Annotated in this window: 23 protein-coding genes and 1 tRNA gene; 7 read left to right on the forward strand and 17 right to left on the reverse strand. The window is 54.1% G+C overall.

Annotated features, from left to right (window positions below):
* The first annotated feature begins 97 nt into the window (after window positions 1-97).
* Genes GWK77_01630 through GWK77_01640 form a run of 3 tightly spaced genes read left to right on the forward strand, consistent with a single transcriptional unit; the run spans window position 98 to window position 3,179 of the window.
* Window positions 98-805, forward strand: a complete 708-nt coding sequence (locus GWK77_01630; GenBank protein QHU93413.1) for an ATP-binding cassette domain-containing protein — start codon at window positions 98-100, stop codon at window positions 803-805.
* Window positions 798-2,030, forward strand: coding sequence for an ABC transporter permease (locus tag GWK77_01635; protein QHU92876.1), 1,233 nt, complete (start codon window positions 798-800; stop codon window positions 2,028-2,030). The genes GWK77_01630 and GWK77_01635 overlap by 8 nt, the downstream gene beginning before the upstream one ends.
* A gap of 3 nt (window positions 2,031-2,033) precedes the next feature.
* Window positions 2,034-3,179 carry an AI-2E family transporter gene (locus GWK77_01640; protein ID QHU92877.1) on the forward strand — a complete coding sequence of 382 codons (1,146 nt, stop codon included), beginning with the start codon at window positions 2,034-2,036 and terminating at the stop codon, window positions 3,177-3,179.
* 12 nt (window positions 3,180-3,191) lie between these two features.
* Here the strand turns inward: GWK77_01640 and GWK77_01645 are convergent, their stop codons facing one another.
* Window positions 3,192-4,622, reverse strand: a complete 1,431-nt coding sequence (locus GWK77_01645) for a cysteine--tRNA ligase (protein QHU92878.1) — start codon at window positions 4,620-4,622, stop codon at window positions 3,192-3,194.
* Window positions 4,623-4,782: 160 nt separating this feature from the next.
* Here GWK77_01645 and GWK77_01650 point away from each other — a divergent pair, with 160 nt between their 5' ends.
* Window positions 4,783-5,241, forward strand: a complete 459-nt coding sequence (locus tag GWK77_01650) for an NUDIX domain-containing protein (protein ID QHU92879.1) — start codon at window positions 4,783-4,785, stop codon at window positions 5,239-5,241.
* 468 nt (window positions 5,242-5,709) lie between these two features.
* A complete protein-coding gene (locus GWK77_01655) occupies window positions 5,710-5,868 on the forward strand; it encodes a hypothetical protein (GenBank protein ID QHU92880.1) in 159 nt (52 codons plus the stop codon).
* A gap of 70 nt (window positions 5,869-5,938) precedes the next feature.
* On the opposite strand, the gene der is transcribed toward GWK77_01655, so the two are convergent.
* From der to GWK77_01705, 10 genes are all read right to left on the reverse strand, one after another.
* Window positions 5,939-7,372, reverse strand: a complete 1,434-nt coding sequence (gene der, locus GWK77_01660; GenBank protein QHU92881.1) for a ribosome biogenesis GTPase Der — start codon at window positions 7,370-7,372, stop codon at window positions 5,939-5,941.
* Window positions 7,373-7,420: 48 nt separating this feature from the next.
* Entirely contained in the window at window positions 7,421-7,855 is a 435-nt protein-coding gene (locus tag GWK77_01665) for a hypothetical protein (protein QHU92882.1), read from the reverse strand.
* Between the two features lie 158 nt (window positions 7,856-8,013).
* Window positions 8,014-8,304, reverse strand: coding sequence for a hypothetical protein (locus GWK77_01670; protein ID QHU92883.1), 291 nt, complete (start codon window positions 8,302-8,304; stop codon window positions 8,014-8,016).
* A gap of 169 nt (window positions 8,305-8,473) precedes the next feature.
* Complete coding sequence (locus GWK77_01675) at window positions 8,474-9,193, reverse strand: pseudouridine synthase (protein QHU92884.1); 720 nt, start codon at window positions 9,191-9,193, stop codon at window positions 8,474-8,476.
* A 1-nt stretch (window position 9,194) separates the two neighbouring features.
* The gene (locus GWK77_01680; GenBank protein QHU92885.1) at window positions 9,195-10,517 is read right to left on the reverse strand and encodes a response regulator; all 1,323 of its coding nucleotides are present in this window, start codon (window positions 10,515-10,517) and stop codon (window positions 9,195-9,197) included.
* Between the two features lie 45 nt (window positions 10,518-10,562).
* The gene (locus GWK77_01685) at window positions 10,563-12,536 is read right to left on the reverse strand and encodes a PAS domain-containing protein (GenBank protein ID QHU92886.1); all 1,974 of its coding nucleotides are present in this window, start codon (window positions 12,534-12,536) and stop codon (window positions 10,563-10,565) included.
* A 102-nt stretch (window positions 12,537-12,638) separates the two neighbouring features.
* Window positions 12,639-13,898, reverse strand: coding sequence for an FtsX-like permease family protein (locus tag GWK77_01690; protein QHU92887.1), 1,260 nt, complete (start codon window positions 13,896-13,898; stop codon window positions 12,639-12,641).
* Complete coding sequence (locus GWK77_01695; protein QHU92888.1) at window positions 13,895-14,617, reverse strand: ATP-binding cassette domain-containing protein; 723 nt, start codon at window positions 14,615-14,617, stop codon at window positions 13,895-13,897. The genes GWK77_01690 and GWK77_01695 overlap by 4 nt, the downstream gene beginning before the upstream one ends.
* Window positions 14,618-14,671: 54 nt before the next feature.
* Window positions 14,672-15,175: a GNAT family N-acetyltransferase gene (locus tag GWK77_01700; protein ID QHU92889.1), complete on the reverse strand. Its 504-nt coding sequence runs from the start codon at window positions 15,173-15,175 to the stop codon at window positions 14,672-14,674.
* A 118-nt stretch (window positions 15,176-15,293) separates the two neighbouring features.
* Window positions 15,294-15,506 (reverse strand): helix-turn-helix domain-containing protein, encoded by a 213-nt coding sequence (locus tag GWK77_01705; GenBank protein ID QHU92890.1) that lies wholly within the window; start codon window positions 15,504-15,506, stop codon window positions 15,294-15,296.
* 208 nt (window positions 15,507-15,714) lie between these two features.
* On the opposite strand from GWK77_01705, the gene GWK77_01710 reads away from it, so the two are divergent.
* Together GWK77_01710 and GWK77_01715 are read left to right on the forward strand one after the other, a co-directional pair.
* Window positions 15,715-17,844, forward strand: coding sequence for a hypothetical protein (locus GWK77_01710; GenBank protein ID QHU92891.1), 2,130 nt, complete (start codon window positions 15,715-15,717; stop codon window positions 17,842-17,844).
* Between the two features lie 138 nt (window positions 17,845-17,982).
* A complete protein-coding gene (locus GWK77_01715; GenBank protein ID QHU92892.1) occupies window positions 17,983-18,150 on the forward strand; it encodes a hypothetical protein in 168 nt (55 codons plus the stop codon).
* A gap of 31 nt (window positions 18,151-18,181) precedes the next feature.
* On the opposite strand, the gene GWK77_01720 is transcribed toward GWK77_01715, so the two are convergent.
* The 6 genes from GWK77_01720 to GWK77_01745 form a co-directional block, all read right to left on the reverse strand.
* Window positions 18,182-18,868: a hypothetical protein gene (locus GWK77_01720; GenBank protein ID QHU92893.1), complete on the reverse strand. Its 687-nt coding sequence runs from the start codon at window positions 18,866-18,868 to the stop codon at window positions 18,182-18,184.
* Window positions 18,869-19,098: 230 nt separating this feature from the next.
* Window positions 19,099-19,173, reverse strand: a tRNA-Glu gene (locus tag GWK77_01725).
* A 45-nt stretch (window positions 19,174-19,218) separates the two neighbouring features.
* Window positions 19,219-19,593 carry a response regulator gene (locus GWK77_01730; GenBank protein QHU92894.1) on the reverse strand — a complete coding sequence of 125 codons (375 nt, stop codon included), beginning with the start codon at window positions 19,591-19,593 and terminating at the stop codon, window positions 19,219-19,221.
* A 12-nt stretch (window positions 19,594-19,605) separates the two neighbouring features.
* A complete protein-coding gene (locus GWK77_01735; GenBank protein ID QHU92895.1) occupies window positions 19,606-21,162 on the reverse strand; it encodes a hypothetical protein in 1,557 nt (518 codons plus the stop codon).
* Entirely contained in the window at window positions 21,114-22,253 is a 1,140-nt protein-coding gene (locus tag GWK77_01740; protein ID QHU92896.1) for a DUF3048 domain-containing protein, read from the reverse strand. The genes GWK77_01735 and GWK77_01740 overlap by 49 nt, the downstream gene beginning before the upstream one ends.
* A gap of 87 nt (window positions 22,254-22,340) precedes the next feature.
* Window positions 22,341-23,774, reverse strand: coding sequence for a glutamate--tRNA ligase (locus GWK77_01745; GenBank protein ID QHU92897.1), 1,434 nt, complete (start codon window positions 23,772-23,774; stop codon window positions 22,341-22,343).
* Window positions 23,775-23,812: the final 38 nt, after the last annotated feature.

A 23,812-nucleotide genomic window follows, 5' to 3' on the forward strand; every position in this document is an offset into this window, starting at 1 on the left:
AAGTTGTGGTAGTATAATAAGCAGAAAGAAAGGGAGATATATGGGACGAGACACAGCAAAACAGCAGCGACCGATTGTCGAGATTCGTCATTTTCAGATGGCGTTTGGCGATAAGGTGGTCATTCAAGACCTCAGTTTTGAGGTGCGGCGCGGCGAGGTGTTTGGATTCTTAGGTAGCAACGGCTCAGGAAAGACGACGACACTCAGGGCGCTGTTAGGGCTATACGAGCCGACGGCTGGCGAGCTACTGGTTGACGGCAAACAGTTTGCTGTCGAAGATGGTGTCAAGTTGGGCTATCTCCCAGAGGAACGCGGCCTGTATAAAAAGGAAACAGTCATCGACACCATGATGTACTTTGGCCGGCTGAAAGGTCTCAGCAAAGAAGAAGCTCGTAATTTCTCCATGAATTATCTGGAGCGAGTTGACTTGAGCGACAAGGCAAAAACCCGGCTGGATAAATTATCAGGTGGTCAGCAGCAAAAAATTCAGCTGGGCGTGACCATCATGGGCGACCCAGAGCTGCTCATTTTAGACGAGCCGACCAAGGGCTTTGACCCAGTCAATCGCCGACTACTAATGAACATCATTGAAGAGCGACGCAAGGCTGGCGCGACGATTATTTACGTGACGCACCAGATGGAAGAGGTCGAGCGACTATGCGACCGGCTGATTCTATTAAAAGATGGTCGAGCAGCGGCGTACGGTACGCTAGCAGAGGTGAAAAAGCAGTTCGGCGGCGCATCAATGGATGATATTTTTGTGAAGGTTTACGGTGGCGAAAAGCAGGAGGTACGTCATGAGTAAGATGCATAATTTGGGAATGGTGTTCAAGTTCGAGGTACTTCGAACACTCAAAAAGCCGATCTTTTGGCTGGTGGCGATTGGCTTTCCGGTTATGATCGGGCTGATGTTTGGGGTCATTTTCTGGTCGAACCGGGCGACTCAGGAGGCAGCTGAGAAGCTCCAGGAGCAGAATTTCAGTATCACGATGACGGACGATTCGGGATTGGTCAAGCCAGAGATAGCTGCGGCGATGAAAGTCCAGCGAGTTAATTCCGAGGCCGAGGGCGTTGAAAAGGTCAAACATCATCAGACTGATGCGTACTTTTATATACCAAAGAACCTTGAAAAAGATAGTGTCAGGATATATGGTCAAGACACGGGGCTCTTTGAAAATAACAAGTACGAGGCAGTGGTCCGTACCCTGCTCAGTCGGTCGGTTGATAGCAAGGTGACCGGATCGGAGGCAGTGGTTATCAAGCAAAAAATCACCTCATCGCTGACAACGTACAAAAACGGCAAGGAGAGCGGCGGCATAAAAGAGGTAATCGTACCAGGATTTTTCCTAGCGCTGTTTTACCTGTTGATCGCTTTCTTTGGTAACCAAATGCTTACCAGCACTATCGAGGAGAAAGAAAACCGTACGGTCGAGATGCTGCTGACAACAGTGCGAGCCAAGACACTGATCGTTGGTAAGATCTGGGCGCTGATCACGCTGTCGCTAATTCAGGGTATGGTCATCGTTGCGCCAGTGTTTATCGGTTATTTGCTGTTCGGACACCAATTACATTTACCTAATTTCGATCTGTCGCAGATTGTCTTTGACCCGACGAGAATCGTGGTGGCGATTGCATTATTCGGCGCAAGCTTTATGATGTTGACTGGGCTGTTGGTGACGGTGGGCGCGATGATGCCGACCGCCAAGGAGGCTAGCTCGTGGGTTGGTCTGGTGATGATACTGCTGTTTGGCCCACTGTATGGCGGATCAGTTTTCATCTCGTATCCGGAGTCAACATTCTCGATGGCTATGTCGTATTTCCCGCTTACGGCGCCGATCCCCCTGATGCTCAGGAACGCGGTCGGCAATCTGTCGCTCATTGAGGCCTTGATTGGCGTGGCGGTCTTGGTAGTGTCTGCGGTGCTGATCATGATGCTGGCGGTGCGAGTTTTCCGTTACGGCGCGATGTCATATGACAGCAAGCTATCTCTGTCGGCGTTGCGGATGAAGCGAAAAACTGGTAAAGTTTAGGGTATGAAAGTACGCATTGAAATAGACACCAAAACATTTGTGCGGTTTTGGCTGGTGGTGATTGGCTTTGGGCTGGCGGGGCTGATGATTTATTCGGCGCGGGATGCGCTGATGGTGCTCGGGACGGCGTTGTTTCTGGCGTTGGCACTGAACGCGCCGGTGCGTAAGTTGGCGTCGTGGCTACCCGGCAAGAGTCGGCTGGGCGGGACGGCGTTGGCTTTTATGCTGCTGATCATCATCTTGACTAGTGTGATTTGGTTCGTGGTGCCACCGCTGGTGCAGCAATCGGCTAAGTTTGCCGAGACGCTGCCTGGCCTGGTTAATGGTGTTAACGAGCAGTGGCACGGGCTGAAGGGCTTTGTCGAGCAGAATGGTCTGCAGCCGCAAATTGATTCACTGATGAATAATATCCGTGAGCAGGCGTCTAGCTGGGCGGCGAGTTTTGGTGCGAATATTCTCGGTAGTATTGGCTCGCTGGCGTCATTTTTAGCGTCGGCCTTTTTGGTGCTGGTGCTGACATTCTTGATGTTGCTCGAGGGCCAGGAATGGATGGAGCGGCTGTGGCGGCTGTATCGGGATGAACAGCGGCGCGACCATCACAAGGTGCTGGTTGGCAAGATTTATAACGTGGTGACTGGCTACATCGTCGGGCAGCTGACGGTGTCGGGGATTGGTTCGTTGTGCGCCGGGGCGTTTGTGTTTGGTATGAGCTGGTTCATTCCGGAGATCGCAGCCAACTTGGCAATGCCGACGATTCTGCTGGTGTTCCTACTCAGCCTGATCCCGATGTTTGGGGCGACGATCGCCGGTGTGGTGGTGGGGCTGATGCTGATGCTCAATAGCGTGTCGGCGGGCGTCATCTATCTCATCTATTTTGTGATCTACCAGCAGATTGAGAATAATTTTATCGCGCCAGTCATTCAGGGTAAGAAAGTCGAGCTGTCGGCGCTGGCGATCTTGGTGGCGGTGACGGTGGGGCTGTATGTTGGCGGCTTGGTCGGTGGTGTGGTGGCCATTCCGATCGCTGGATCGCTCAAGGTGCTGATGGATGATTATCTGGCGCATAATCGCGAGCCGCAGGCGCCGCCTCGCCGCTCGCCGCTAAAAAAGGCGCTCAAAAAAGTTGCTGAGACGAAGCCAGCTGAGTAAGCGGCCGAGGGATTATCGGTACGACCAAACTTGACCAGATGGGGTGTCGCGTAGGGCGATGCCCTTTTCGTCGAGTTGAGCGCGAATATCGTCGGCAGTCTGCCAGTTTTTGGCGCGGCGAGCTTGCTGACGCTCGAGGATGAGCCGCTTGGCTTCATCATCAATATCTGGTGTGGTTTCCATTAGCTCTAGGCCTAAAACCTCGTCAATAATTTCGATCAATTGCAGCAAGCCACCGCGATGGATTTTTTCTAACGGCGCATGATCCAGCCGTGAAAACGCCTCGTCGATCAGCGCCAACGCCCCTGGCGTATCCAAATCATCATTTAGCTTTTCGACGAGCGCCTGTCGCGCTGCTAATAGTGACACCGTGCCCTCCTGCTCGTCTTTGTCGTCGTCATCATCCAGCGTGTCGTGCGTCTGGTGCCTGAGCGCCGCATAGCCGCGCCAATGATCCAGCCGCGCCTGGGCTGCCTCCAAAATATCCCAGGTGAAATTGCCCTCGGTTTGGTAATGCTTGCTGAGGATTGCCAGCTTAAAGGCCATCGGACTGAAGCCGCGCGCCGTGATGTCACTGAGGGTGATGATGTTGCCCAGGGATTTACTCATCTTGCGGCCGTCGACTTTGATGTGGTTATTGTGCAGCCAAAGTTGAGCAAATTGCTGCCCAGTCAGACTCTCGCTCTGAGCGATTTCGTTCACGTGATGCACCGGAATGTGGTCGATGCCACCGGTGTGAATGTCGATTGTATCGCCCAGTGTCTCCCGAGCGATGGTCGAGCATTCCAGATGCCAGCCCGGAAAGCCGACGCCCCATGGGCTGTCCCACTCCATGTCGCGCTTGGTGTTGGTCGGTGAAAATTTCCAGACGGCGAAGTCGGTGATGTTGCGCTTACCTGCCACGCTGACTCGCGCGCCCGCTTCTAGGCCCGCCACGTCCAGCCGCGCTAATTTGCCATAATCTGCTAGCCGCGATGTATCAAAATACATGCCGTCGCCGTCAATCTTGTATAACAATCCCTTCTCGTCTAGCCCGCGGGCGAAGTCGATCTGCTGCTGGATGTAGTCCGTTGCTCGCACCAAATGGTCGGGCCGCACCAGCTTTAGTACCTCGTAGGCTTCGTGCTCGGCAATGGCGATATACTGCTCGGCCACATCCCAGGCGGTTTTACCCTCGCGGCGCGCTCCCTTCTCCATCTTGTCCTCGCCACCATCATCATCGCTGGTCAAATGCCCAACGTCGGTGATATTTTGCGTGCGAATCACTGGAATGTCCTGCCAGCGCAGCAACCGCACCAACACATCCCAATAAATATAGCCAACCCAATTGCCAATGTGCGGCTGCGAATACACCGTCAGCCCGCAGGTGTACATACGAACCGTCTGCCCGTCGAGCGGCTGGAGTTCATCTTTACGGCGAGTGAGGGTGTTATAGAGCTTCATTGCTTTTATTTTACAGGAAAAAGCAGAGATTGGCGAGCGGCCCTGCCCTATCGCAACTGAACGTTACCCCCGTATCCCAGTCGTTATCTAGGCGGTTGTAGGATCTACCCGTGCCTATGGTATGATGATCCTAGGAAGTGTAAGGCGAGAAAGGTGATATATGGATACAACATTATTTCAGTACTGTCAAAAAATAGTGCTATTCAGTCAAGACGGCTCTGCTGTGCTGCTCGCTAGGCGCCGCGGGGAGGCTGATTATGATGGCGTGTTCTCGTTTATTGGCGGTAAGTTGGAGTCGACGGATGGTGGCTTGGTGAATGGTCTTCGGCGGGAGAAGAACGAGGAAATTGGCTCGGCCGCTAAAATTGCGGTGGTAACGAGCATCAGTGTTAATGAATATTTTGTCAAAACCAATGGGCAGGCCATGGTGCTGCCACATTATTATGCCCGGTTTATTGGCGGTGAAATTATGCTCAATGATGAGTATTCTGAGTATCGGTGGGTGAACCTACGTGAGTTAGATCAGTTTGAACCAAAGATTGAGACAGTTGCCCCTATGATTGAGGCTGTCCAAAAGATTATGCGAGTTGCTACCGAGGCGGATTATCGAGAGATATAGACACGTATTGGCCGCCCCTGCTCGCTTAAATGCCGGCCTAGATTTACGGTATTTTCTGTATCAAGTTCGCTTTCGTCGTTTCCGACTCATCAGCATAGACACGCATCTATGGAGCGAACATGACAAGCAGAGCTGACAGAGGTTCGCGGGAGGCTAGTCTTTCGGGGGCCAAAAGGTTACAATGAGTACCCATCCTGTGTCCTTTGCCTTGTAGCAGTTTGCATGCGCTACGGGCAGGATAGTTTCCAGACAATGTCTTAGGCCTCCCTCCAAGAGACCTCTTGCTAATTCTAAGGGGGTGTCGACCGGTTCCTGGTATAATCCGCATCCGTCTGCAAGACGGCTCCACTTTCGCCGCCACCGCCATGGCATGTCGGACAGGGAGATTGATGCAGATATAGTTGTCTCTTCTTTGGAGCCTCCCTCAGCAAGGGTTTGTATCACCCGGCGGCGGAGCTGCGCGATTGCTTGCATCCACTTAGGGGTCGGCTCCAGTTGGCGTCCGAGCTCGGCGGCCTCACCTCTGACACGCTGCAGGAAAGCTTCCTCCTGTCTGCGCCGTTCGGCGATGCGCCAAGCCTTAAGTTCTTCTTGGTCATCGCGGTAGTCCTCAATAGCCTTGCGTGAAATTTGCTCCATGCCTGTTATATATCACTAATAGAATAAAATGTCAATGGATTTTGTCAAAAATGTGGTATTATATGTCTTTTTCGGCGTTTTTAGCCTGTTTGTAGGCTTTGGTGACCGGTTCTAGGCCACGGGCGATGCGTTCGCGGTTGGCTTTGAGTTGTTTTTCGTCGCGGAAAGATAGTTTGATGGGCGTGCCAGCGAAGTTGAAAGCTTCGCGCAGGGTGCGCTCAAGGTAGCGTTTGTAGCTCCAGTGGACGAATTTCAGGTTGCTGCCGTAGATGACGAACCACGGTGGGGCCGTGTCGGTCTGGACGATGTAGCGGAGTTTTGGATGCGAGTTCTTTAGGCCGGCTGGCGGATGAGCGGCGACGGCTTTTTGCAAGAGGTCGTTGAGGACGCGGGTTTTGCACTCTTGGCGGCGGCGGGTGTGGATATCGAGGGCTAGGTCGAACAATTTGGCGACGTTTTGACCGGTAACTGATGAGGTGAAGATTAGCGGCGCGTAGGGCGTGAATTTGAAATGATAACTAATTTGCGGTGCCAGCTCGTCGCGGGTGTAGGCGTCTTTGCCTTCGACGGAGTCCCATTTGCTGACCACCAGCACGAGCCCCTTGCCTGCTTCGTCGATGATGCCTGCCAGGCGCTGGTCTAACCCAACGTTTAATTCATTGACGTCCATCAGCAGGAAGCAGATGTCGGCTTCGTTGATGGCCTGCATGGTGCGCAGAACCGAGAACTTTTCGATGCCGGTCTCTTGCTTGCCTTGGCGGCGGATGCCGGCGGTGTCGAGTAGCTCGATGGTCTGGCCGTGGTAGCGGACTTGGACGCGGTTGACGTCGCGGGTGGTGCCGGCAACGTTGGCGACGATGGCCTGCTGCTTGCCCGCTAGGGTGTTAAACAGGTTGCTTTTGCCGACATTTGGCCGGCCAATCAAGGCGACGCGGATGATGTCATCAGGCGTGGCGTCGGTAGCTGGCGGGATAAGTTTGGCGATATTGTCGAGCAGCTCGGAGATACCGATGTTGTGCTCGGCGGAGGTTTTGATGATGGTTTTGATGCCGAGGCGTTTGAATTCGTCGGTGGGAAGTGAGCCTTTGAGGTCGGCTTTATTGGCGATGAGAAGGACGGGTTTACCACTCTTTAAGGCTTTTTTGGCGAGTTGGCGGTCGGCGTCTGATGGGTAGACGGTGGAATCGACCATGACGAGAATGACGTCGGCCGCGGCGGAGGCGTCGGCGATTTGGTCTTGGATGGTGGCTTCGAATTCGTCTTCGGCGGGCTTGAGTCCGGCGGTGTCGATGAGCCAGAATTCAGCCTGGCTTGCCTCGTCAGGAGATGAGGCGCGGCGTTTGTATGATACTTTGCCAACAACATTATCGCGGGTGGTGCCGGCTTCGCGGGCGACGATGGCGGTGCGGGCGCGCGTCAAGCGGTTGAACAATGAACTTTTGCCAACGTTAGCTTGGCCGATGATGGCGACGGTAGGTAATTTATGAGACATAACTACGCCTATTATACCAGAGGCGTGAGGATTTGGCGAGGATAAGCATTATATGCTGGGTCCGACCAGACCGAGGCGATATAGCGAATAATAGACGATGCAGCCGACGAAGAGGGCCGCCAGGAAAAATGCCAGGTAGCTGCTGCCGCGCCAGGCGTGCTTGGTCGATGATTTCTCGGTGCGTTTTGCCTGACGCCGGGCGATGATGGCGAATAGTATGAGTCCAGCCAAGATGACGACTTCAATGCCTAACGCATACAAATTCAGCCCGAACTTTGGCTCCTGCCCCAGCGGGATGACGTGCGGCTCAGCGATGTAGGCTTGTGTTTTGTCAAGCAGACAGATGTCACGCTCGCGAACCGGCGTGATGATGAACATCACGAAATCCTGTGGATGAGCGAACGGGTGATTGAAATCTACGTAGCTTTCCTTCCAGTGATACGGAACACCGGGTGAAAATGGATTAACAGCGGGCATACACATGGTGGTAGTATAGCACGGGATTTTGGTGGGAGGCAATGAAAATAGCCCACCGAACGAGCTCAAACCAGAACTGGATATGTCTCAACCCAGGAAATGCAAGTGATGCATCTCAACCAGTTTGAGCCCAGTCGGTGAGCTATTTTCGGTGGGCGTTAGCCCTATCTCTTTGAAGCCTCCTTTCTCTTGATGTCGAAGAGACTCAGCATCGTGATCACCCCCGCAGGGGCGATCACGATGACGATGTAGATCGTCATCGCAATGACGAACCCCCACCCTCTTGCCCAGGTGGCGAGGAGTAGCGGGAATAGTGTGGCCGCGAACCAAAAGAGGATCCCCGCTCCCCGGAATCTCAATTCGTCGGTGACGGTGCAGACCGCGGCCGTTGCCGCGATGGTCGCCCCCACAAGGAGGATCGCGATCATAATGATCATCGGCGCAAACTGATTCACAATCTTTCCTTTCGGTAGAAGAAAAAGCTCAAAGCTAAAGGGCGACTTCCCGCTCTTTATCGAAAACTTTGAGCTGAAAGCTGATATATATATATCACTAATAGAATAAAATGTCAATGGATTTTGTCAAAAATGTGGTATTATATGCATTTTTGGCGCCTGGGGAGGTCTAGTGAGTCAGTGGCCCTTCACTAAATTCCCCGCGCTTGATACTGCCGAGGCTGTAATTACCAAAATCTGTCCGGTGGAGTTTGGTGACAGTGTAGCCGAGAGCGGCAAAGGTGCGGCGGATTTGGCGGTTGCGGCCTTCGCTCATCTGGACGATCCAGCGGCGGTCGTCGCCGTCGTGCTGGCGCTCAAGTGTCAAGCGGCTGGGACCGTCAGGTAGCTGCACACCAAAGTCATTGATCATTTGTCGGTGAAGTGGCTGAAGTGGCTGGTCAAGCGTCACCAGATAGCGCTTCATTTTATAAAACGACGGATGTGTCATCTGGTGGGCGAAGTCGCCGTCGTTAGTGAGGAGAATCAGTCCGGAGCTGTCTTTGTCGAGGCGGCCGACGGGCTTTAGGTGGTGGAGGTTGGTTGGTAATAATTCGTAAATGGTCGGTACACCGCCCTGAGAGGCGCGCGAACAGAGATAACCGACGGGTTTGTGGAGAAGGATGAGCTGGTGGGCTTGGGCGGTGAGTGGTTTGTTGCCGTGGCGAATAATGTCGGTCGTGGTGATGCGTTGACCCAGCTTGGCGGGCTGGTCATTCACTGTGATCTTGCCCTGCTCGATCAGCTCGTCAGCCTGGCGGCGCGACACACCAAGCGCCAGCGCCACGAATTTGTTGAGGCGCTGGGCGGATGAATCGGTAGAATTAGATGCTTGCGTTGGTGTCGTCATACTAGGAGGCTGCTGGTGGCTGCGGCGGAAAGGCGTTGGTCGGTGGCTGGGGTGTTGCTGGCTGTGCTGCGGGCGATGGCTCTTTTTCAGGGGTTGAGGTCTGCTCTGACTCGGACGCTGGAGCTGGGTCGGTCGGCATCGGTGCCGGGGTGGGCAGGACGAACGGTGTGTCATCGTCCTGTGGTTGTGATGATGCCGCGTTGGCCAGCTCGGCATTGATCGCGGTACCAGTATCGAGCGGCTGGTCATCGGCTGGCGTCGGTAGCGGCTCGAGTGCGTCCAGTGTCAGGTTGCCGTGCGGCTCGGCCATAGCATCAGGCGTCGGCAGCGTGAAATTGTCTGAATCTGGCGTTGGCTGCGGCGAGGTTTGCATAGACTCGAGTTGGTCGCTGAGCTCCTGCTCCATCATCTTGGACATGTCTGGCTGTGGCTCTTGGCTCAGCGGTTGGATCACCCGCTCGCCACCGAGGCCGGTCGGCTGCGGCGATGGTGATGAGGCCGGCGCTGTTGGCTGTGGCAAGGCGTCGGCCGAGGTGGTCGGTGCTGCTTCAGAGGATGGGGTCGGCGCTGGCTCAGAGACCGGAGTTTGCTCTACCTCGGGGGCTGGAGTTGGCGCTGGTTCGCTGGCGGCCGGCGCGGCGGTTTGCTCAGTCGATGCGGACGGAGCCGTCGGTGCCAATGGGGCGCTCGGCAGGACGAACGGTGCTGGGTCGGTTGCTGGCGGGGTTGAATTGTCTGGGTTAGCTTGAGTAGGTGCGATGGCTGAATCATCGTGGGCCGTCGGAGTTATTGGTGCGGTCGGTGCCGGAGTGACAACGTGGGTTGCGGCTGCTATCTCTGCCGGTGATGGCAAGGTGACTGCCGGAGCGTCTTGCTGGGTGGCCGGTGCCGCCAACGGCGCGTCAGCTGCTACAGGCTCTGCGGCCGGCTCGGGCGCGACGGGAGTCGGTTCTGGCGCGTCGCCGAGTACTTCGTGGACGGTGCGCACCACGTCTTCGATGCCGACTTGTGACTTGACGAGGTAGCGATCAGCGCCGAGGGCTTCACCGCGTTGCCGTTGGTCTTCGGATGACAATGCGGTCATCATGATGACTTTGACGTCGCGTGTCTCGGTGGTCGAGCGCAAGATATCCAGCATGTCAAAGCCAGAGATCTTGGGCATCATCACGTCACTGACGATCAAGGCCGGGCGTTCTTTGATAGCCATAGCCAAGGCCTCTTCACCGTCGCCCGCCGAAACGATGTCGTAGCCCTCAGCTAGTAACCTGACGCCGTAAATCTCGCGCAGGCTTTTGTCGTCTTCTACTAGTAAAATCTTTGTCATAACTACCTCTACTATACCGAAGTTTGCACCAAAATACTATAGTGGTTATGGTTTTTGTTGGGCAGCAGCTGGCTCTGGGGTAGCGAGTGGTGTTGATAGCGTGGGCGTAGCGGTTGGTTCAGGCGGTGCGGGTATGGCGGGCGCGGGGATGATTGGTTCAGTTGGTGGTGCGGGCATTAGCGGCAGCGGGCTGAAGTTGGGCGGCGGTACGGCTGGCGCGGCAGGCTTGGTTAGGACGGTGTTAGCAGCGTCCGGCTGCGTGGCGTTGATCGGGACGGTTGGCTGGACGGCGACGGCGACTGGTGGCTCGGTCGCAAGCGGTGGAATAACGGGTACGGGTGCAGCTGGTAATTGGCGCATGGCCTCGTCGGTTCGGGTGCGAGGAATCTCGAGAAAGAAGGTACTGCCCTTGCGGTATTCGCTGATGACGAATAGGCGGCCGGACATTGCCTCGGTCAAGCGGCGGCTGAGATACAGGCCGAGGCCGGTGCCACCGATCTCGCGAGTGTCGGAATTGTCGACGCGGTAGAACTTTTGAAAGAGGTGTGGCACATCTTCGGCGGGGATGCCGATGCCACTGTCTTGGACGCTGATGGTGATCGTTTTGTCATCGCCGGTGATGTCTACGACCACTTCCCCATCGGGCGTGTACTTGATGGCGTTTTCGATCAAGTTAGAAACAACTTCGCGGAGGTGATCGGCGTCGACGTTGGCGTAGTAGGCTGGCTGGATGGTGGCAGCGGTGTCCGGGCGGAAGGTGCAGACGAGGCCCTTTTCGGCGGCGCGTGGCGCCAGGCCCTCAAAAATCTCGCCAACAAAAGTGGTGATATTGATAATCTGCGGCTCATTCTTGAGGCGGCCGTCTTCGGCGCGGCTGATGTCGAGCAGATCCTGGAACAGTCGACCGAGGTGCTGGGCCGAGGCGTGGGCCTTGGTGATGAAATCGCGCGCCTTGTCGTCGATGTGGGCGGTGGCTGGGTTGAGCGCTAGGCCGAGATAGCCTTCAATGGAGGCGACGGGAGTGCGCATTTCGTGGCTGGCGGTAGAAATGAATTCGGCTTGCTGGCGCTCCTCGGCTTTTTCTTTGGTGATGTCGCGAAAGACGACGATGATGCCTTCGTTGTCTTTACCGACCGGTGAGGCGACGATGGAGACGAGGATTTGCTTGTCAGAGGCGGTGCGAAGGAGTAATTTGTCGGAGTGTGCCGGCCGATTATTGATCAATGATTGCATGACCGGGTTTTCGGTGACGGTGACGTCTTTGCCGTCGGCGGTGACGAGTTGGATGACGCTTTGCCATTTGAGGCCGAGGGCGTCACCTTGGTTCCAGCCGATGATCCGCTGAGCCGAGGGGTTGATTAGCTCGATATTGCCCTCGCGCGAGATGGCCAGCACGCCGTCGTCGATAGTATTGATGACAATATCAGAGGTGCCCTCGGCGGTGGATAGCTTGGTGCGGAGTTCAGAGATGTCGCCGAGTTTGCTGACGCGCGGCTGATGGCGCCAGATGATAAAGCCAAGAGCTAGTGGCGCCAGGCCAAAAAATAGGGCGCCAATCGTGGCGATGAGGCTGGCGTGCTGGGTGAACGCGGCAGTGGTGATGGCGGTGACGACGAGGAGGCTGATGCCGAGGACGACGGGCCAGCCAAAGAAACCAGCGAATACCGCAGCGCTGAGCCAGGCAGCGGCGAATGGCGAGGCCAGAAAGCCGCTGGTGGCAACGAGTGAGCCGACAGCGAGGATGATTAGGCCGTAGACGGCGATGGATGCGGCGGTGATGGCTCGGCGCGGTAGCCACAGACAGAGGATGAGGGCGGCGAGGCTGACGAGGGCGCTGATGGCGGCGGCGAGGTCGGTGATGGCTTCGCCGATGGGTAGCCGGTAGCCGGTCGGGATAAAACGCGCCCAGGAGTAGAGGAGGACGATGACCAGTCCGACGAACAAGGCCGCCTCGCATAGGCGCCGTAGCCAAAATCGCGACAATTCACCGACTTGCGAAACATCCCCCGCCCACTTCATGCTTGTATTATAGACCGAGACGAGCAAAAATGATACCCACATTGAGCCACGTCACGGCAAGTCAAGAATGGTACGCGTATTCAGCTGCCCTGAGGGGCGTGCTTAGCCCTTCCCTAAAATCGCCTCGAGCATTTTCATTCGCGAGGCCATGATGGCAGGGATGGCGCCGCTGATGATGGCGACCACTAGCACAACCTCGGCACGGAATAGCAATTCCCACCACGAGATGTCGAGTGTCACGTCAGCAATTGGCAGACTAAACGGATGTGCCACCACATATGGCACCAGCCCGCCGAGGAAAATTGCCAAGCCGACCGCTATACCGCACACCGCATAAAATAGCGCTAGTAGGACATAGCTAAAGACGATCACTCGCGGCTTGACGCCAATTGCCCGCTGAATGCCGATTTGCCGCCGCTTGTTGATGATGTCAACATAAATCACGATGAAGATCGTCACCGCCGCAATGATAATGCCGACTATCAGCATAATGGCGTTGAGCGACTGAAAGCTACCGGTAATCGTATCCATAACCGTCGCTCCGTCACGCCAATCGTGAACGCGCAGGCCCGGATAGTTCAGGTCAGTAAGCGCTCGTTGCACCGACGCTTCCTTGTCGCGGCTGGTGCGCACGACGATCATGCTGGCATCGTTCTCGCCAGCCGTCAAATGGCTCGGTATACCGCTGGTGAGCTTGCGCCATAAACCGCGCGAGATGTACGCTTGAATATCTGCATTATAGAACTTCGTCGAGGTAATACCGCCGACCTTAACGTTGACCTTTTTACCGTTAATATTTATCGTTACCCGATCGCCAACTTTAACCCCCTCAAGCGAACCTCTCTCGAGCAGCCGGCTACCCAGCACGATTTCGTCATCGCTCGCCAAAAACGTTCCATCCGACACGCGGTTAGCGACCTCCAGGGTTTGGCGAAAGTCTCGCGGATTAACGACATTGATCCGAGCCTGTACTTGCTTGTCATCGTTATATCCTAATACCGCCGGCACAGCCAGGATTTTGTCAGCCGCCGTCACGCCGTCGATGCGTTTGATCTCGGCCAACTTATCATCGACATTGGTGATGTACTCACCGGGCTTTTTGACATCAATATAGGCCTCGCCGACCATCAGATTCTTGATCTGCGATTCAATCGCCGAGGTGACGCCAGCTAGCAGCGACGATATGAACGCCAGATTGATAAATGCCACCGCCACCAGCAGCGTCGTCAGGCCCAGCGTCCACTTGCGGCCGTGCACGATGTACTGCCGCATCAATCGCCAGCCCAGCAAGAACTCGCGCCACAGATTGTTCTTGGGCTGGCGCGGCGTTTGCGTTTCCTGCGTTTTGTGAGACTGGCTCATAGTAGCCTCCCGGCTGCAGGCCGACGCTCGCCTTTTAGTTTGCCGTTTTCAAACACGATTTGCCGTTTGGCGTAAGCTAATTCATCAGCTTCATGCGAGATCATCACCAAGGTTATGCCGCTGGCGTTAATTTCTTTCAACGTTTCCATGACATTTTTTGAAGCAACCGTATCTAGGTTAGCCGTCGGCTCGTCGGCAAAGATAATGTGCGGCTCATTGACCAGCGCTCGGGCAATTGCCACGCGCTGCTGTTCGCCGCCAGATAATTGCGATGGCAGGTGGCGCGCTCTGTCCTTCAGACCAACACGATCCAGCTCGTGCAAGGCTTTTTGTCGGGCAATCTTCGCCGAGCACCACATTAGCCGCGGCAACATGACGTTTTCTAGGGCGGTGAGCTCGCGGATCAGGGCGTACTCTTGAAAAATATAGCCAACTTGGCGCAGGCGCAGTTCAATTCGCTGTTTTTCTGGCAGCTGAGTGATCTCTATCGCTGGTGTCTCGTCGCCCCTACTATCAAACCAAATCGTGCCGCTATCAGGGCGATCCAACATCGCCACCTGATGCATAAAGGTTGATTTGCCCGAACCGTTGCGCCCTGTGATCATCAGAAAATCGCCGTGACGAATCGAAAAACTGACGTCCTTGAGCGCACGCGTGGCGCTATCACCCGAGCCGTACGTCTTGCTAAGGTGCTCAATGGTAAGAATTTCGCGGGCCATAGTATCAGTATAGCGCGCGGTGGGGCGCCGCTTCAAGCCGAGATCCCGAAAAACCTACCGTAGTTTTGTTATCATTTCTACTTCGCGGGCCGTAAGGCCATATTTTTCATAGAACGCTATGGCGCGCTGGTTACCGCTCAGCACTTTTAACCGTAAGGTATCGCAATTTTTACTCTGGAAATAATGCTTCATTTCATCCAGCAAGGCTCGCCCGATACCGCTGCCGCGCTGCTCTGGCTCGACATAGAGCAGTCCGATCCAGCCATCTTTTCGCGGTGCATGCACCGCATCGAACACGGCGTCCTGACCAGGTTGATGATCGATAATCACGCCCTGAATAAAGCCGACCACCTGGCCGTTCTCCTCGGCAACATACATCGCGCCGTCCATATCCTCACTATCGTCAATCATCCGCTGCATATAGCCGTGCGCGTCTCGCAGGTTAGCGAACGACAGCGACTCCGCCGCGTCGTCAACCTGCGCAAAATGCGCGTGTAGTTTAATCGCTAGCTTGTCGATTGCGGCGCGGTCTTCGGGGTGGAAGGGGCGGATTGTCATAATTATGTTCTGTATAAGATAGTCTGCCGTAAAGTTACTATTTTAGTTATAACACAAAATAGCCATAGATTCCGCGGTTGGTCGGCAGGTCTTTAGTGCTTAGGAGCAGAAAAGTATATTATGTAAATAAGGTGGGAATGGAGACTTTTAGCGCTTTGGCTATCCTGTCAATATTATCGACTGAAATATTTTGTTCGCCACGTTCTATTGCTCCTATATACGTTCGATGAAGCCCGGCTTTATCTGCTAGTTGTTCCTGCGAAAAACCGCTCTTCTTGCGAAGCTCACGAACACGTTTTCCGAATAATCGTCTGACCCTAGGGACCGCCATTTGCTACTAAGCATATGTTAGTAAAAATAATAGTTCCACACACAATAACTAGCAGATTTATATTTTTACAGATGAAATGATGACAATAAATAGCATTTATGTTATATTCCTACATAGGGGTCGTAGGCTGTTCTCTGCGCACGCAGAGTGTCTACTGGCTCCGTTCTTTCACATCGTTGTACTATCCAAAGTAAGGAGGTATTTGTAAATGCTCAAGAGGCCGCTTCTCGCGGTTCCGGGTATCCCGAAAGATGATGGCATTAAGTTCATTATGTCCGACCGAGAGATCTTCTTGGGATCTGAAATAGCACCGATTGCTTGGAGTATTCTGGAATTGTGCAATGGAATGAACCCCATTCATGCAATTGCCGAACAGCTCTCAAGCATTGATGAAAATTTCACGATAGGATTCTTGAATGACTTGAATTCGCTCGGTATTGTCATTGATAGTTGTGAGGTATACAAACACTTTCACGCAATCAGTGCAAACCCCATGACCTATCCTTCTGATATTACGGATAAAGAAGTTATGAGTCATGTCAAGTCTCCGCGTATGAAAATCAAGGAGGGTGTCGAATTCTCATTCACCGCTGAAGATAACCTCTCTAAGCTCACGGAGCTTCAGAGGCTTCGCTCTAGCTGTAGAAACTTCACCGGCGAGCCTCTATCTATTGAAGAGGTTGGCGTCTTGCTGAATGTTGGCTACTCTTTTGAGAGGCATGCAGTCCCTTCCGCGGGCAATCTTTATCCGATGAAGATATTTGTCATTGCCCTAGAAGATCAAAAGGATTTTCCGGCTGGATATTATGAGTACGATAGTGAATGTGATCGTCTTATACTATTTAACGGAACTCCTGATTTTCAGCGGATTTCTCATGCATTTAATGCCGTAGGGTTGCCCTTTGGCGCGAGCGTGATGCTTGTGATTGCTGCCGATGCAAATCGCCAGCCGTACAAGTACTCAAACTTGGGGTATCGCTTTATGGCTATTGAAGCGGGTGAAATTGCTCAGAATATTGCCCTTGGGGCGATAGAATCTGGCATGGATACCTGTCTTCTCGGGGGCATGAGAGAAAAAGAAGTCTCTGATGAGCTGCAACTTGAGGGCTGTCTCTTATTCCTTGCAATTGCGCTTGGTAAATCTGCTGGTGCAGAAGTAAGAACAGAACGATCTTTGCTCTCTCGGCTAGAGGATGAAGTTGTCGGAGATGTAAAGCCAGTTCGTCGCGTCTGGCTTACCGACAACACACTATCCAATGACTACGGTAAGTCATATTTCCAGTTTTTGTCCGTTGCACAGAATGGTCAAATCGCAAGTGGGATATCGACATCGTGGTCTGATGCGAGGCTTAAGGCCATAGCCGAAGGTTATGAGAGACAGCGTTCAACAGACGTATTCTACGATGTCTATTCATCGGCTCAAAACCTTCCAGGTCCGTGGCTTGATCCTCGAGTTGCTGCGCCTCTCACTGATGCGCAGTATATCCGGCTTCCGCATTTGCAAAAGTTCAATGAGGATCTGGAAATTGAGTGGATCAGAGGAGTAAATCACAAAGGAGAGGCGGTATTCGTACCGATCGACTTGGTGTTTTATTCCATGGAAAACCTTGGTAGAAAGTTGGTAGTGGATACCTGCTCTTCGGGGTTCGCCGCCTATACTAATTTCGAAGAGGCTGTTAATCGAGGTCTCCTAGAGCTCATTGAGCGTGACGGTTTGATGCGAAGCTGGTACGAAAAGCGCAGTCCGCATAAGTTGGATCCTGCGGTTTTGCCAACTCATTTGCGAAACAGAATGGAATACTGGAAAGACCGAGGGTACAACATAGTTGTACTTGATCTGAGCCAGAAAGGGGTTATTATCATTGAGGTGGTAATAATTTCTGATTCGTACCCCTGTTTCGTAAGTGGCGCATCCAGCTCGCTTGATACGTTTGAGGAAGCCACTATCAAGGCTTTTCAGGAGGCTGAGTCTCGTTTGATCTATGGGTTAAACGCTCAGAAGCCACGAAGACTGATTCCACGTCATGTTCATAGTGTTCTTGATCATGAGATGCTTTACGCTCAATCAAAGCAATACCATGAGTATGTGAGGTTTCTGTTCGGAGGTAAAACTTTGGACAGAGTTCCTGTACCAACAGCATCAATTGATACCTTGAAAAAGGAGCTGGAGATTGTTGCGGTGGATGTCTCTGAGAAACACTCGATACTGAAAGTAGCTAAGGTGTTGAGTTGCAAGCTGATACCAATTAGCTTTGGATTTGGCACTGGACACTATTCTCATCATTCTCTGACTGGGGTGGCACGAGGCGACAGTCTTATGCCACACTACTTTGCTTGAGTCTATTTTACACTGATATGCGATTGTGTTTTGATGGATTCGCGAATCCAAACAGAAAGGAGGTGATTTACATGTACACCGAAACTCTCTCGACCATTACAGTGGCTGTGTCTCCACTGTCGCGAATCATGGCCAGTGGTGGCGGAAGTCACTGTGGCGGCGGTTCCGGCGGTGGAAACTGTGGTAACGGTGGTGGTAGCGGTTGTGCTGGCGGTAGCTGTGGCTCCGGGTGCGGAGGCGGCAGCAGCTGTGGCAGTGGCTGCGGCAAGTGATGCCGATACTACAACGAAGATAAGACGTAGCTAAAACTACGCCCCCGTCCCCGTCGTTACGCATATCACGATGGGGACTTTTCAATATCCGGAGTGAAATCTCTATAGCTAGCAAAAGTTGCTTGTGCAATCGTTTGATTGGTTTTTAGTAAATATTGTTTCACGAAGTAATAACCTAGTTTATAGCCTGTCCAGCGTGGTAAATTATCATTGCCAGTATAAAATATTGTATTATAGTCATAAGCCGTGTTGTTAAAGTTGTTTTTTAGTGTCGCTACCATAGCGTTAACTTCTTTTTGTTTGGTATTTTGTATTTTACGCAGGAAGAACTGTTTATTGTACTGCTTAAACCTATTCATCGCTTCCTCTTCAAGTACAACCGCCAATCCCTCCAATATCATACCATCAAACATTGTCTCGGCATATTCTGGAACTTTCTCCCAGCGCAAAGAATGTGCCAACTCGTGGCATATTGTCTCAAAAACAAAATCTTCGTTAATTTGGTGCTGATGTTTATTAACAGACAGCATAATGAGACGCGAGTTATGTGTTCTACCTGCAATTCCGTCCTCGGTGATGGTTGGTAATAAGAAAGACGGAGTAATCACGACCATATCGACGTTATAATTGAATTGTTGAAACATTTCTGAGATAAATACCTCGGCTTTTTTAGTTGCCTGGCGAAATATGAAACAGTCGGTGTCGTTAAAAATATGATTAGCATTGGCGATGTGAAGATAAATTTTGCCCATGGGCATATTATAGAAAAAAAGTGTGAATATGACCAGTTTCAGAGATTTGAGGCGTAGTATGGTGAAACAGTCCTACAACATGTTTCTTTCATTGCCGCGGAAATAGAACGTTGCCAGCGGGATTTTTGATGAGGAGTGTGGGGGTCTTTGTAGCTCAGACTCCACAAAAATAGCTCGCCACCAGAGGTAAGCGAGCTGTTTCAAATCCGAACGGAACATACATCCCTGTATGGTGACCCTACCGGGAATCGAACCCGGGTTGCTGGGATGAGAACCCAGTGTCCTAACCGCTAGACGATAGGGCCGCGTCAAAGCTACCGGGCCATTATAGCATGGTTAGCTGGGGGCGTCTAGCCCATCTTGTTGACGACGTCGATCAGCTTGCGGGGTGTGATGTCGGCCTTGATGAGATAGCCGTCGACGCGGTTTATGATGGCGGACTTTGCGGCGTCGTCTTGCTCAAAGTTAGTCATGATGAGGATTTTACTGTTGGGAATCAGGTCGGTATCATCAGAGCGCAGAGCGTCCAAAATTTGGTCGCCGCGCTGTTCGGGCAGCATCAAGTCAAGGATAATCAAGTCAAACGGCTGACTCCGGGCCATGACTAGCCCGTCATTACCATCGACCACCCAGGTCACGTCGTAGCCGGCTTTTTGCAGGCTGCGCACATACATCTCGCCGATAAAGCGGTCGTCCTCAACGCACAAGATTGTTTTGATCGCCATACTTCCCTCCTCTTATCCTCGATACATAGCGTGATTTTTTATCCAGCCGCCGCCCTGGCGGATCAGATTGCGATTGAGCTGTCCGTCCTCGAGTAGCTTGTCCTTGACGGCGGCGTACACCGGCACGGTAAACGAAAAGACTGAACCTTCGTTTTCTTTGGAGCGCGCGGTGATGTGGCCGCCATGGCTCTCGATAAAGGCCTTGCAGATGTAGAGGCCGATGCCGGTGCCAGAGACGGTTTCGCGGCTGCGGTGCGAGCGGTAGAATTTGTGAAATAGATTTTTGACGACGCTCGGTGGCATGCCGACGCCGTTGTCGGTGACGGAGACTTCGATAACATCGCCTTTTTGTTCGGCGCTGACCGAGACGGTGCCGCCCTCAAAGCTGTATTTGATGGCGTTATCGATGAGGTTGGAGATGACTTCGCTGATGCTGGAGCGGTCGGCGGCGATGGTCGGCAAGTCAGAGGGGATGCTGATGTTGAGCAAGCGGTGCTGCGTCGATGCGCGCAGCTGCATGTCGTCGGCGATCGAACCGTAGATGTCAGACAGCGAGTCCTCGGCGAGGTGGATACTGAGATGGTGGCGGTCGAACTTGGCGACGTTGAGAATGTTATTGATATAGCCAGACAGGCGGTTGGCGGAAACGGTCAGCCGCGCCAGCAGCTGCGGTTCATCGCCTTTCAGGCGGCCGGCCAGCTCCTCGGCGAGGACGTCGAGATAGCCGCGGATGATGGTGATCGGGCCGCGGAGTTCGTGGGCAGCGAAGGAGATGAAATTGAGGTCTTCTTCCTCGGGCAGGTACTGGGCCGAGCGGTCGATGAGGATGATGACGGTTTCGCCGGGTGCGTCTTTTTGGTAGGAGGCGATGATGTCAAAGAAGCGAGTTTTTTTGAAGGCACCGTTGGTAGTGGCAACGTGGCGCCAGGTACGCTCGGCGGAGAGCTGGCGGGCGTCGGCGTCACTGAGCCAGGCGTCGAGCGACTGCTCGTTGAGAAAATCCAGCGCCAGATACGGCTGGCCGTCGGCGTCAGTGGCAATTGGTGCAGCCTTGTTGGCGGAGATGATGCGTTTGGTGGGATCGAGGACGACGATGCCGCAGCTGGTGTGATTGAGCGCTTGGGTCAGTAGCGCGTCGGGACTTGGCGGCGGTGCGGGTTGAGCCGGCTCATCATAGATGAGTTCAAGGACGGTCTTGAAGCCGGTCTTGGCGTGCTGCTCGGCGTTTGGATTTGGTAGCGGCGTGGTGGTGCGCTCGCCGCGTTTATGGATCAGGGCGGTCAAGATATTATCCAGCGGCCGACCGGCAATGATGATCAACATGGTCGAAAAAAGACTGCCGACGATGAAAATCGTACCAGTAATTAACCAGAACGCTGGGTGATTCCATGAAGTAGTACCAGTGATACTAAGGACGACACCGCCGATGAGCGCCACCGCCATCTGCCCGGCCAGTGCGCAAGCGAACAACATGCGCCGGTGGTATCGTCGAAAGCTGCAAATTGACGTGCCGCCAGCTGTCATCGCCACGTGACGGATCCCCGCCCGGGCGTAAACACGCCGATCCATGTTTGGCCGCGATTCAGGGTAAAGTCTTTACCATTTTCGTCAAGCAGTTTGAGCGGTGCGGTGAGGCTGTCTTTCTTCCAGGTGGCAGCCGTAGCGGTACCGTTTTGGAAGACGGTCGCCTTGCCCGAGCCAATGGTGACGGTGTCCTCGTAGCCATCTGGCCCGACGCGTCGCTCGAGCGGTGCTTCGAGGGCGATGACGACGCGTGGGGCGATCTGGCCGCCTTCCCGGTCGGCGTGCGGTGCGCCAGCTAGCGAGCGTTTGTAGGTGTTGGTCGCTTTGTCATAGGCGTAAGCGGTGTTGTAGGTGCCGCTGCTAAAATTGAGCTGGATGGTGGTGGCATTTGGCGCTTCGGCCGGTTTGCCATCGCCACGCTTGAAGCCGGTAAATGATGACTCTTTGAAGCCTTTGGCGGCGTTGAGGGCATCAAGTTTCTCACCGGATGTGTAGACATTGTGTGGGGCACGGCGGTCGCTGGCCCGCCAGTAACTGCCGCCGTTAAAGAACTGGTCGATGTCGCGGTAGCTGTCGCTGCGGACGGTGTCGAGAGCGTTCGGGCTGCCGCCGACGTGGGCGATAGAGGCTTGGTACTGCGCGCCCCAGCTGAGATAGTAAAGGCGGAGGCTACGAACTGGGCCGATGAGGGCTGGCTTGGCGCCTTGATAAACGGCGAGGAAGCGGGTGATGCCGCCCTCGGCAACCGCCTCGTAGACGATGCCAGCTCTTGATAAGCCGGACTGTGGCCGGGCATCAGGGCTGTTTTCGATCATGACGGCGGTGACGGGCTGCTTGGTGGCTGCTTCATCAGCAACCTCGAGGCCAGTGAGTGGTGAGTAGAATTTGGTTGGCTTTTTCTTAGCGGCGAAAAACGGCAGACCACCGTCGTGCTGGACAGAATTGATAGCGACGATGAAAATACCAGCGATAACCAGCGAAGCGGTGATGAGGACAATCGCCCATAAGTGCTTTTTGCACCACTGGGCAAACGAGCGTTTTTTGGCCGGGGCGTTTGGTGATGCCGGCTCAAGTTTAGCTGATGTTACCGTCGGTTTTTGGGCCGCGGTGGCTGGGCGAGGATTCTTGATGTGCATGGGTTTAGTATAGCATAAGCGACATATCCGGTAAACGGAACAATGCAGTGACTGATCGGCGTATTTCGGTATACAACCTGCCCCGAATTACGCCGCCGAGAACGCGGTAATTCCCCGCTCAAGCCGCGCCAACGTGCGCTCGCGGCCAATCAGCGCTAGTGTGTCACTCAGCTGCGGGCTGAACGGTGCCCAGGTGATGGCGATACGGATGAGGCTAAAGAGAATGCCGGGCTTTTGGCCGGTGATTTCTAGCAGTTCGTTCAGCCGGACTTGAATTGCGTCTGGTGTCCAGTCGGTGAGCGTGGCGAGTTTGTGGCGGGCGGTTTCTAGTAATTCGCGCCGCTCATACTCAGACAATTTCTTGAGTTGTTTGTTGCTGTCGATGAGCTCCATGTTGATCTCAGGCTCCGTGAAAAAATAGCCAAATCCGCCGAGATCACGCAGGGTTTTTAAGCGGTCTTGCGCCAGCGCTAGGACGCGCCGGCGATACCCCTCGTCCGCCTCGGCGGCACTGTCCGGCCAAAAATCATTGACTCGCCCAGCTAGGTCATCCAGCGTCAGCGACCGGATAAACTGCCCATTCGTCCACAGCAGCCGCTTTTCGTCAAAGCGAGCGCCCGAGCGCTGCACGCGGTCGAGGCTGAACTTGGTAATTAGCTCATCCATAGTAAAGGTCTCTTGCTCGGTGCCGTCGTTCCAGCCCATGGTGGCGATGAAGCTATCCAGCGCCTCTGGCAGATAGCCATCACGGATATAATCCAGCACGTCTTTGGCGCCGTCGCGCTTGCCTAATTTCTTGTTACCCTGCTCGTTCATGATGTGTGGCAGATGGGCGAATATGGGCCGCGGCAAGCCCAGTGCTTCGTAGAGTGCCAGATAATTTGGCATGCTGGAGATGAACTCCTGGCCGCGAATGACGTGGGTGATATTCATCTCGGTGTCGTCGATGATGTGGGCAAAATTGTAGGTCGGGTAGCCGTCGGACTTGATGAGGACGAAGTCGTCAACGACCTCGGGGCTGGTGGTAATATCGCCCATGACCTCGTCGTGATAGGTGTAGCTTTTGGGCTCAGCCTTGAAGCGCAGCGGCATGGTACCGTCCCAGGCAGGTGGACTATCGGGGCGATGGTCGCGGTAGCGAAAGGCGCGCTTCTCGGCCTGGGCGGCGTCGCGAAACGCTTGGATTTGCTCAGGAGTGTAGGGATCAGCGTAGGCGCGGCCGGCGTCGATTAATGTTTGTGCCCACTGGCGGTAATGCTCGAGCCGCTGGCTTTGGATGTACGGCCCGTGTGGCCCGCCGATGTCCGGACCTTCGTCGTAGTCGAGGTGCAGCGCCTTGAGGCTGGCGATGAGATGCTCGCGGCTGCCGGCAACTTCGCGGACCTTGTCAGTGTCTTCGAGGCGCAGGATAAATTGCCCGCCGGCCTGCCGGGCGACGAGAAAAGCAAACAATGCCGTGCGAATGCCGCCAACATGTAAAAACCCTGTTGGCGAGGGTGCGAAACGAGTGCGTGTAGTCATGAGGTGATTATAGCATGAGGCCGCAGCGCTGGTAAACG

The organism is Candidatus Saccharibacteria bacterium oral taxon 488, from assembly GCA_010202645.1.
Lineage (GTDB): Bacteria > Patescibacteriota > Saccharimonadia > Saccharimonadales > Saccharimonadaceae > Nanosynbacter.